The following is a 10,984-nucleotide window of genomic DNA, read 5'->3' on the forward strand; positions in this document are numbered from 1 at the left end:
GTGCAAGGAAAAATATTCAGTGGCGCCAGCAACTGCCGGGCAATGTGCCCTGGCTACACCTTTGAACTAACCCAGCACCATGAGCATGACCGCGACACGATAGAAGACCGGCAGTTTCAGTTGCTTACCGTGAACCATCACGGCAGCAACAATTACCTGACCGGCAGTGAGGCCGGCTATGAGAATAACTTCACCTGCATCCGCAAGAAGATCCCTTTCCGTGCGCAACCAATGACCCCTCGCCCCACCGTCCACGGCCCGCAAACGGCCATCGTGGTCGGCCCGCCCGGTGAGGAGATCTTCACGGATGACCTGGGCAGGGTGAAGGTCCATTTCCACTGGGACCGTGAGTCACGCGGCGCCAACAGTCAGCGCAAGAAAGAAGAGAGTTCCTGCTGGGTTCGCGTCTCGCAAACCTCAGCCAGCGGTGGCTTCGGCAGCATCCACATCCCCAGGGTTGGCGATGAAGTGGTGGTGTCGTTCCTGGACGGCCAACCCGACCGCCCACTGATCACCGGCAGCGTTTACAACAGCAAGAACACACCGCCCTGGAGCTTGCCGGCCAACAAGACACAGAGCGGCTTTCTCACTCGATCGACCAAGGGCTCCGGGGCCAATGCCAACTCGCTGTTGTTTGAAGATAAGCAGGGCAGTGAGCGCATTTCGGTGCACGCCGAGCGAAATATGGACACCGAGGTTGAATATGACGAAAGCCTCAGCGTAGGCAACAACCGTGTCACAAACGTAGGCGGCAGCCACACCGAAACGGTTAAGAAAGATGCTGCGATTACAGTGTTGGAAGGTGACTTTACCCTTACTACAACCCAGCAAGGCATTCACCTGTATGGCAAGACAACGGTGATCTTGCAGGTGGGGAACAGCTGCATTGTCATGACCCCTGAAAGCATTGCGCTCAAGGCAGATGCAATTCTCATTGACGGTAGCCAAGGCACCACAGTGCAAGGCAAAACCGTTCACATCAATCAGGATTCCTAAGGCGCCATGATGAGACAACGCAACCTGTACGACCGGCTCAGCGAGAGGCGTTTGGCCGAACACAATGTTCCGACGGTTGAGGCAGATGAGCCTCCTGCGCCCGAGATCGCTGCATCAGCGCAAGACATAACAAGCGAGCTGCAGCCCGAGCACTGCCACCTCATTCTGGCGGGGTTGCAACTGACGTTTCCGGAGCATCTCGCCCCTACTCGCGCTGAAATCACACTGTACAAACAAGGTCACCCAGTCTCGATCAACCTGCAACGGCTCCCAGTTCCGGACAACCATACCCTGGAGCGCGCCATGGACACCGAATGTGCAGAGCTTCAACACCACTGTAAACAACTCCACATCTTGAGACGCAGCGAACGCACATTGGCAGGCGCCCGCGCCTTGGTGCTCGACTACCGCTTCACACGCGAGAACGAAGAAAAGCACGGTCGCAGTGTCGGCGCCTTGCTCCCCGTAAACGGGCACACCCACCGGCAGTGGTTCTGTATCAGCTGCGTATTCGGATGCCGCCATGAGGCGCTGTCCGATTGGCTTCCCGAATTCGATGCCTTACTCGACACATTGGCCAGTGCTTAACCCCTCCCCATCTTGATTTGCGCAGGATTGTTTTGTCATGGACTACCCACTACCGGAAGGTCGTATCACCCTGCCTCAGGGCTTTGAAGATCGCAGCCTCAACATGTTTATCCTGGGGAGCAGCATCCCTGCTCCACTGAGCATCACCCTCTCACGCGACAACACGCTGCCCGGCGAAGAACTGAGTACCTACTTCGAACGGCAGATCAAACTGATCCGCGCCAAGTACAAGGGTTACACGGTGCTGGGCCGCTCGGCGGCAGTACTGTCCCAAGCCCATCCGCTCCCTGGCTTACAGGTTGACGCCTATTACTTCAATGACCGTCAGGCCTTCTTCCAGCGCCAGGCTGCTTTCGAAGTGCAGCCAGGGCGAGTACTGGTGTTTTCCACAACACGCCCAGGCGAGTTCAGCGCACAACAAAACACGGATTGGCTCACGCTGTTGAACAGCTTTGTACCCAAACCCGGGCTTACTACCACCACTTCCGCGCAGGAGTAGCCCGGCATGTTTGAGGCTGCTCGTTGGGACGATGAGATTGTTCACACCAGTGCATTGACCGGTTTTTTGATTGGGGCCGCTATCGGGTTGGCGATGGTAGCGTTCGCCGCTATCGCCATCGGTACGGGTGGCCTGGGTGCCTGTTTGCTGATAGGCCTGCTTGGCGCGCTCGGCCCCATGATGCCTTCCCTAGGGGAGTCGATTGGTAAACACTTCAGCTCGGTGGCAGGGCACATCACTACGACCTCCCGCAACGTATTTATCAATGGCAAGCGTGCAGCCATCGCCAAATACAGCGAACTGACATGCGACCAGCATACCGATCCGTTGGTTGCCGAAGGATCCTCCAACGTATTCATCAACAGCTTCCCCGCTGCGCGCAAGGGTGACAAAACCACCTGCGGAGCGACCATCGACGGCGGCTCGCCTAATGTATTCATTGGCGGCGGACGCGAACAATACCTGCCGGTGAACGATGAAGTGCCTGGTTGGCTGCGGGTTGTAGTGGACGTGTTGATGGTACTGGCGTCGCTGGGGCGGGCAAAGATTCCAGCCATGTCGCCGCGAAGCCTGCTGGCCGCCATGAAAGCAGCAAAACCATGCATCAAACGCTACGTGGCTGGATACATCGCCGGGAGCGTGTTGGAGAACTATGTGCTCAGCCCTGCATTGGATCGAGCAGTGGGGGCCATCTTCGGCAATCCCGTCGACGCCACCAACGGTCGCAAGATCTTGCCCGAAGAACATGAGACCGACTTCATTCTGCCGGGGCTGATGCCCATCCACTGGTCACGCTTTTATGCCAGCGACTTGAACGTGGATAGCGTACTGGGACGCGGCTGGGTGCTGCCATGGGAGCAGTCCCTGCACCAGAACGGCGAATTCATCTACCTCAGCGATAACCAAGGCCGCAGCGTCCCCTTTGTCGTGCTGGAGCCAGGCGAACGCATCTTTTCCCCCCATGAACGGTTGACCCTGGTGCGCAGCCAGGGCGGCCACTACCTGCTGCAAACCCTGGACAACACCTTCTTCTACTTCGGTGAAATCACCGAAGACGGCAGCCCTGCCCCGCTGCTACGCATCGAGAACGCACTGGGCCACTACATCGCGCTGACCTACAACGAGATCGGCCAACTCACCGACATAACCGCCAGCGGCGGTTGGCGCATGCACTTGCACTATGAGCACCCGATGGGACGCCTGACCGAGGTCAGGCGCGTCGTCGACAACCTGCCTGTGGAAACCCTCGTGCGTTATGGCTACGACGCCAACGGGCAGCTCAACCAGGTTATCAACCGCAACGGCGACATGGTTCGCCAGTTCGTCTACGAAGACGGCCTGATGGTCGTTCACCGCAACGCGCTGGGTTTGGCTTGCCAGTACCGCTGGCAACACCTCGGCGGCCAGCCGCGTGTGGTCGAGCATTGGACCAGCGATGGCGAGCACTATCACTTCACTTATGACCTGGAGGCCCGCACTACGCGCATCACCGATGTTTTGCAGCGCCAAGCTCAGGTCACCTATAACCATGACAGCCGGGTTACTGCCAGCCGGGACTTCGGCGGCGAACGCTACACGATCGATCTGGATGACTGCGGCAACTTGGTCGGCCTGACGCTGCCGGGCGAACAGTGCGTGGCCTTTCAGTACGATGAATACTCGCGGCTGATCGCCGAAACCGATTCCCTCGACCGCACCACCGAGTACCGTTATCACTTCAACACCCCATTGGTCACGCGGGTCCGCGCACCAGACGGCGGTACCTGGCAAGCAGACTACGACCGTGCCGGCAACTTGATCTGCGAAACCGATGCCGTGGGCCAGGTCACGCGGTACGCCAATGGCGACGATGGCCTGCCCCACACCATTACCGACCCACTGCACAAAACCAAGGCCCTGAGCTGGAACGCCTTTGCCCAGCTCACCCGCTATGAGGATTGCTCCGGCAAGGTCACCACCTATGACTACGACGACCGCCAACATATGATCGCCGTCACCGATGCCCTGCACCAAACCACCCGGTTTCAGTGCACCGCCCAAGGCGAAGTGTTGCGTATCGAACACCCCGATGGCAGCGTAGAACGCTTCGAGTACAACCCGTTGGGCCAGGTGATGGCGCACACTGACGGGGCTGGCCATATCACCCGTTTGCACCGAAACGCCCGCGGCCTCCCTACCCAACGCCGTAACGCCGAAGGCCAGCGCACGCAGTATGAATACGACAAGGCCCAGCGTTTGGTGGCTTTGATCAACGAAAACAACGCCACCTACCGGTTTGACTACGACAGCGCCGACCGACTGGTCAGCGAGCTGCGCGTCGACCAGTTGCAGCGCCAGTTCACCTACAACGCCAGCGGCCATCTGCTCTGCGTCGACGAAACCGGCCACGGCATCAGCGGCGAGCGCCCGCAGCGCCGCACCGACTTCGAACGCGACACGGCCGGCCGCCTGCTCAGCAAGATCACCGCCGAGTCGCGTCACGACTACCACTACGATGACGCCGATCGCCTGCTGAGCATCGCACGTCAGCCCAGCCAGCAGGGCAAACGCCTAGGTGTGCAGCCTGAAATCCTGCGCTTCAGCTACGATCGGCTGGGCCGCCTGATCGAAGAAGCCGGGCCGCAAGGCACCCTGGGTTACCACTATGACCCGTTAGACAACCTCAGCACCCTGACCCTGCCGGATGGCCGCGCCCTCAACCACCTGTATTACGGTAGCGGGCACCTGCACCAGATCAACTTCGACGGCCAACTGATCAGCGACATCGAGCGCGACGAGCTGCACCGCGAAATCCTGCGCAGCCAGGGCCGCCTCAGCAGTTGCTTTGGTTACGACGTGCGCGGGCGCAAGCAGTGGCAATTCGCGTCGCGCCGGGGCACCGAACACCTGTCACGGGTGCTGCAACCGCAGCGCGACACCCACGACCTGTTCGACGATCCGGGCAGTTACCTGCAGCGCCGGTATCACTACGACAAGGCCGGGGAACTGGCCAGCAGCAGCGATCGTCAGCGCGGTGCCAGCGTCTACCGCTACCTGAAAACCGGCGACCTGCTCAGCCGCAGTACAAAAGAACACCTGAACAACGAACACTTCGAGACCGACCCGGCCGGCAACCGCCTCGACCCCGCGCGCGGCACCCGCTTCGGGCATATCAAGGACAACCGCCTGCGGCACTGGCAGCAGTACCACTACCGCTACGACGCCTGGGGCAATGTAGTCGAGCGGCGCTGCGCAACTCAACGCCAACTATTCGAATACGACAGCGAGAACCGCCTGGTGCATGCCCTGCGCTACGGTGATGGCAACCTGCTGAACGAGGCCCGCTACCAGTACGATTCCCTGGGCCGGCGCACGCACAAGCAGGTGGAGATCGACGGGGTACTCACCACCACGCAGTTCCTCTGGCAAGGCTTGCGCCTGCTGCAAGAGACCTGCGGCGGTCACCAGCAGCTGTATATTTATGAACCCGACAGCTATGCACCGCTGGCGCGGGTGGATCGCACAGACGGCGGCAAACCCAGCCTCTACTACTTCCACACCGACCAGATCGGCACACCGCTGGAGGTCACGACATCCCAAGGGGATCTGGTCTGGCAGGCCCGCTACAAGGTCTGGGGCGAAGTGGAACGGTTCGAGGTGCAGAGCATCGAGCAGCACCTGCGCTTTCAGGGGCAGTACTTCGACGCAGAGACCGGGCTTCACTACAATACGTTTCGCTATTACGATCCGGGGGTGGGCCGCTTTACCACGCAGGATCCGATTGGGTTGTTGGGTGGGGATAACCTGTATCAGTATGCGGTGAATCCGACGGGGTGGGTTGATCCGCTGGGGCTGAACGCAAAACCCAGCTTACCAAAAAGAACTATCGCATCAAGTGGCAACACTAGCATCGTTCACTACTATGATGACTTGGTTAAAGAGCATGCCGATCCGATTCATTTTCATATTGAAGAAGACGGTAAATCCATTGGAAAGGTCAAAGCTGACGGTACTGTTCTTCATGGAAAACCAAATAAAAATTCTGCCGGCATGCTTAAGGATCGTTCAGTGATAGGCACGATGCGAAAAGCAGAAAAAAGAATCGCCAACTACATTAGAAAAGTAGGAGGCGGTATAGTAGGTGGTAGGCCTTTCAGGCCTGGTGCCCGCGGTGCAAAAATCGGATGTGTATAATGACCAATGACTTCGAATACTTGTTAAATAATCTGCTTCCGTATTACCGTGACCACGAAAAAATGAAGTCTTTATGGAGCGACAACGAAAGGTTTTCGGTCGTCTTTGAAAACGCACTGGAGGTTGACCTTGACGGCCAGAAAACCATGCTACATGCGGCCGCAAGCTTCTTTATCAACTTTACAAGCGTTTTTTTAATACAGTCACACTCCGAACTAATAAAGACAGTCAATAGAATAAGGCAACAAAAAAAACGTGTACTATTCATTAATCTCTTTTGCATAAATGAACTGGTTCCAAGCGCCACCATATCCTCAATCCTCAAAGATGAGAAACTACTTAAAAAAATTGGCTCTCTTGAAAACTGGATAGAGACACCAGCAAAAATCAATGCACAGACATTAATCAGATCTGCGCGTAAAAACAGCCTAAACATAGAGAGCCTAATTCCGAAACACCTGAAACTCAACGCCCATCTGGAAGAGTATTTTCTAGGATGGGCCTATGAGGAAAACAAACTTTCGTCGTCTGGAATTGACTTTTTCAAAGAAAATTTTAATAAAAAATACGAGCTATTAAAATCCATAAAAAACCATTAGGGAAACTCTGAAAAGCCTATTTTTCTAGAGATCATCAGTCTGGAGGCCACGTATTACCTGGGCTTGCATTTTAGCGGTGGGGCTTTTTCAGACCATTCTTAGCTTAATTATAAGCGATCACCGTGTACAGATAGACTATGACGAAAGCGGCGTAGCGCCAACCAGCGCCAGCTGTTCGAATTCGACAACGAGAACGGTTTGGTGCATGCCCTGCGCTACGGCGAAGACAAGCTACTGAACGAGGCCCGGTACGAGTACGACTCGCTGGGCAGGCGCACGCACAAGCAGGTGGAGATCGAAGGGACACTCACCACCACGCAGTTCCTCTGGCAGGGCTTGCGTCTGCTGCAAGAGACCTGCGGCGGCCGCCAGCAACTTTATATTTATGAACCCGACAGCTATGCACCGCTGGCGCGGGTGGACCGTACTGAAGCGGGTAAACCCAGCCTCTACTACTTACACACCGACCAGATCGGCACTCCGCTGGAGGTAACGAGTGCCCAGGGCGACCTGGTCTGGCAGGCACGCTACAAGGCCTGGGGCGAGGTAGAACGGTTCGAGGTGCAGAGCATCGAGCAGCCCCTGCGCTTTCAGGGGCAGTACTTCGATGCAGAGACCGGGCTTCACTACAATACGTTTCGCTATTACGATCCTGGTGTGGGCCGCTTTACCACGCAGGATCCGATTGGGTTGCTGGGTGGGGATAACCTGTATCAGTATGCGGTGAATCCGACGGGGTGGGTTGATCCGTTGGGGCTGGCAGGAAATGATATTTTATTTGATAGTGAGTTCTGGAAAACCGTCCAAGGTTCCGTGAGAAAAACCACTATGCGCGTGAAAGGCGCCTCCGTATTTGAAATCACTCAAAAGGTGAATCTTGATGGAATTAAGAAAGGTGACTTTTTCCACCTCGACACCCTGCACCTTAATGAAATAGAAGTTTATGACTCAAAAAAATCTCACAAAGCCGTTTTCCATTTGAATGGCAATAAATCTGGAAATTCAATAAAAGGAAGATCTTGTGGATAGCTCAACAGAACTAGAAAAATACATTTTAGATGAAGTAACCTCTAAAAACCCCAACACCTTTATTATTGAACTGCATGAGGAGGGCACCTTCAACAAAACAAAGCTAAATAGCTTATTAGAAAACTGCAAAAAACTAAGCACTATATATCATGCCACTGGAAAAACCACTCAATATAATACAATACTTAGTGGAATTATCTCCACCTTTGAGCACACCCTATTTCTTATATCTACCCACTTCATGCCCGACGATAACTTCCACATTAGCAATTACGAGTCAGACCTATCCTCTGAAATAATATCTGACTATTATTATGAATTTAGGAGCATAACCAGAAATTTTATTCTTTAAATGACAGCCCCTCTTATACCAACGCAAATATAGCTCCGCACCCGACAGGGCATACCTGCTTATAAAAACTCGGTCTCGGTTCGCTATTACAATCAAGTGGGAGAGAGGGGCGTTTTACCACGCAGGATCCGATTGGATTGCTGGGTGGGGCTAACCTGTATCAGTATGCTGTTAAACCTACGGGGTGATTTGATCCGCTGGGCTTAAGCACTGTCCGACTGCGCAATTACACAAACAACCAAGGAATTAAGAGTATACAAAATGACGGTATAATTAGAGCATACGATCAAAATAAAGTTTTCGCAGAGAAAGCCAAGGGCAAACCACTTAGCACGGCAGACGCCGCTGAAAAATACAGTATAGCGAAGAAAGATGCACGAAACTACGTAGAGTTCGACATGAACACATCAAAAGTCACTAAAGTGTCAAACCCTCTGACACAGGCCACCGAATATGTTATCGATGGTGATATGGATCTAAAAAAATCGAAAGCGAAATTTTTTAGCAGGTGCTAACAATGCAAATTGAAAACAACCAAGCTATTGTAATTATTGAAGACCTCGAAAAAATTAGAGTTTCGCTCGCCAAATTAGGAGCAAGCAACCCTGACAACATCGAGCAACTCTCACTAAATCTACTTCACTACTTTATAAAAAACGAAGTTTTCAAAAAAATAAGCTCCGCGCATAAAATTTTAGTTGAGAGTGCGGAGCGTGATGAGACCTTAAACAGCAAACTTTACGAATTTTTTGAAAACATTATCTACCCTCCCCTTGAGACTAACATCACCATATCGGACATGAATGAAATAATTAAACAAAAACCGGAAGAATAGGCGACCTGTTCGACGATCCCGGCAGTTACCTGCAGCGCCGGTATCACTACGACAAGGCCGGGGAACTGGCCAGCAGCAGCGATCGTCAGCGCGGTGCCAGCGTCTACCGCTACCTGAAAACCGGCGACCTGCTCAGCCGCAGTACAAAAGAACACCTGAACAACGAACACTTCGAGACCGACCCGGCCGGCAACCGCCTCGACCCCGCGCGCGGCACCCGCTTCGGGCATATCAAGGACAACCGCCTGCGGCACTGGCAGCAGTACCACTACCGCTACGACGCCTGGGGCAATGTAGTCGAGCGGCGCTGCGCAACTCAACGCCAACTATTCGAATACGACAGCGAGAACCGCCTGGTGCATGCCCTGCGCTACGGTGATGGCAACCTGCTGAACGAGGCCCGCTACCAGTACGATTCCCTGGGCCGGCGCACGCACAAGCAGGTGGAGATCGACGGGGTACTCACCACCACGCAGTTCCTCTGGCAAGGCTTGCGCATGCTGCAAGAGACTTGCGGCGGCCGCCAGCAGCTGTATATCTATGAACCCGACAGCTATGCGCCGCTGGCGCGGGTGGATCGTACCGAGGGTGGCAACCCCAGCCTCTACTACTTCCACACCGATCAGATCGGCACACCGCTGGAGGTGATGAGTGCCCAGGGCGACCTGGTCTGGCAGGCCCGCTACAAAGCCTGGGGCGAGGTGGAACGGTTCGAGGTGCAGAGCATCGAGCAGCACCTGCGCTTTCAGGGGCAGTACTTCGATGCAGAGACCGGGCTTCACTACAATACGTTTCGCTATTACGATCCGGGGGTAGGCCGCTTTACCACGCAGGATCCGATTGGGTTGTTGGGTGGGGATAACCTGTATCAGTATGCGGTGAATCCTACGGGGTGGGTTGATCCGTGGGGACTGACCTGCGATTCGACAGGTAAATTTAACTGGAAAAGTGTAAAACAATTTGGTCATACATTCAGTGAACATGGTGCTGGACCCAAGAATACCCAGCGTCTACTTGACCGTGCACGCGGCACTGGCAACCACCAAGGACAATGGCTTAACAATGACCAAGCCTCCCAAATCATTGGCAACATGAAAATTAGTGAACCAACAAAAATAAAAATCCCCGCTGGTCTTGGGCAAGTTATCACGCCGAACGGGGATATCATTGCGGCAAGAGCGGCAATAGTAGTACCCAAACCCGGCGGAATTAGAACTGCCTACCCCATACTGGAATAACCTTGAAATGAAAATAGAAATACTAATTAAAGATAGCTGTTTCGGCGATTTTACTCCTCGCACCTACAATACGGAGGACGATGATATTCGATCAATCTTAATAGACGTATGCCGTTTCATAGAGTATCAAGTGGATTTTAATGTTTCCGGATTCGGACAGGATCGCTGGCCCGTGGACACCGGGACTGACTTGGCAGTATTCCTTGAACAATTACCCGAAACAATGAAATCACTTAAAATCAGGCAACCCACCAACATAGATTTTTATGAACAAGGAATCGAAAGGTATCTAAAATTCTCCCATTCAGACATCAACGACATATATAAAATTTCCTGCACAAGCAATACAAACTGGAACCCCGACCCGGAGGTCGAAAAAATTCACACCCCGGAACTACTGGAAATGTTAAGTAACGTAAAAGACACATTTATCAGAATAATGACCAAACTATCTCCGATGATTATCAATCATCCGTGGGTTATGGAATGGAAAAACACTTAAAATATTCGAGCCATTACTTTCTCACCGCAATGAAAACATCAAAGCCTCAGCAGTTGCTTTGGTTACGACGTGCGCGGGCGCAAGCAGTGGCAATTCGCGTCGCGCCGGGGCACCGAACACCTGTCACGGGTGCTGCAACCGCAGCGCGACACCCACGACCTGTTCGACGATCC

The 10,984-nt window shown here is 54.0% G+C and carries 9 protein-coding genes and 1 pseudogene; 9 read left to right on the forward strand and 1 reads right to left on the reverse strand.

The features are described from left to right. From tssI to AP059_RS22965, 7 genes and pseudogenes are all read left to right on the forward strand, one after another. Window positions 1-996 (forward strand): type VI secretion system tip protein TssI/VgrG (gene tssI / locus AP059_RS00480; RefSeq protein WP_120752300.1); only part of this gene is annotated, 996 nt, incomplete at its 5' end. Window positions 997-1,005: 9 nt separating this feature from the next. Then, window positions 1,006-1,584 carry a DcrB-related protein gene (locus AP059_RS00485; protein WP_131811510.1) on the forward strand — a complete coding sequence of 193 codons (579 nt, stop codon included), beginning with the start codon at window positions 1,006-1,008 and terminating at the stop codon, window positions 1,582-1,584. Window positions 1,585-1,621: 37 nt separating this feature from the next. Further along, complete coding sequence (locus AP059_RS00490; RefSeq protein ID WP_059761407.1) at window positions 1,622-2,083, forward strand: DcrB-related protein; 462 nt, start codon at window positions 1,622-1,624, stop codon at window positions 2,081-2,083. 6 nt (window positions 2,084-2,089) lie between these two features. Next, window positions 2,090-6,256 (forward strand): RHS repeat-associated core domain-containing protein, encoded by a 4,167-nt coding sequence (locus AP059_RS00495; protein ID WP_059761408.1) that lies wholly within the window; start codon window positions 2,090-2,092, stop codon window positions 6,254-6,256. After that, the gene (locus AP059_RS00500; RefSeq protein ID WP_059761409.1) at window positions 6,256-6,855 is read left to right on the forward strand and encodes a hypothetical protein; all 600 of its coding nucleotides are present in this window, start codon (window positions 6,256-6,258) and stop codon (window positions 6,853-6,855) included. Before AP059_RS00495 ends, AP059_RS00500 begins: the two co-directional genes overlap by 1 nt. Window positions 6,856-7,023: 168 nt before the next feature. Next, window positions 7,024-7,623, forward strand: a pseudogene (locus AP059_RS00505) (RHS repeat-associated core domain-containing protein); the annotation flags it as partial. Window positions 7,624-8,454: 831 nt separating this feature from the next. Next, window positions 8,455-8,751 (forward strand): HYD1 signature containing ADP-ribosyltransferase family protein, encoded by a 297-nt coding sequence (locus tag AP059_RS22965; RefSeq protein WP_371260573.1) that lies wholly within the window; start codon window positions 8,455-8,457, stop codon window positions 8,749-8,751. A 247-nt stretch (window positions 8,752-8,998) separates the two neighbouring features. Here the strand turns inward: AP059_RS22965 and AP059_RS22630 are convergent, their stop codons facing one another. Further along, complete coding sequence (locus AP059_RS22630) at window positions 8,999-9,340, reverse strand: hypothetical protein (protein ID WP_156425768.1); 342 nt, start codon at window positions 9,338-9,340, stop codon at window positions 8,999-9,001. A gap of 87 nt (window positions 9,341-9,427) precedes the next feature. Here AP059_RS22630 and AP059_RS00520 point away from each other — a divergent pair, with 87 nt between their 5' ends. Beyond that, entirely contained in the window at window positions 9,428-10,309 is an 882-nt protein-coding gene (locus AP059_RS00520; RefSeq protein ID WP_059761413.1) for an RHS repeat domain-containing protein, read from the forward strand. A 7-nt stretch (window positions 10,310-10,316) separates the two neighbouring features. Continuing rightward, a complete protein-coding gene (locus tag AP059_RS00525; protein WP_059761414.1) occupies window positions 10,317-10,811 on the forward strand; it encodes a hypothetical protein in 495 nt (164 codons plus the stop codon). Window positions 10,812-10,984: the final 173 nt, after the last annotated feature.

It is taken from the genome of Pseudomonas sp. TAA207 (genome assembly GCF_001529285.1).
GTDB lineage: Bacteria > Pseudomonadota > Gammaproteobacteria > Pseudomonadales > Pseudomonadaceae > Aquipseudomonas > Aquipseudomonas weihenstephanensis.

Bases quoted from the DNA above. Each gene is read 5' to 3' on its own strand.
- AP059_RS00525 (WP_059761414.1), top strand. From the start codon at position 10,317: ATGAAAATAGAAATACTAATTAAAGATAGCTGTTTCGGCGATTTTACT.
- AP059_RS00485 (WP_131811510.1), top strand. From the start codon at position 1,006: ATGAGACAACGCAACCTGTACGACCGGCTCAGCGAGAGGCGTTTGGCC.
- AP059_RS00490 (WP_059761407.1), top strand. From the start codon at position 1,622: ATGGACTACCCACTACCGGAAGGTCGTATCACCCTGCCTCAGGGCTTT.
- AP059_RS00495 (WP_059761408.1), top strand. From the start codon at position 2,090: ATGTTTGAGGCTGCTCGTTGGGACGATGAGATTGTTCACACCAGTGCA.
- AP059_RS00500 (WP_059761409.1), top strand. From the start codon at position 6,256: ATGACCAATGACTTCGAATACTTGTTAAATAATCTGCTTCCGTATTAC.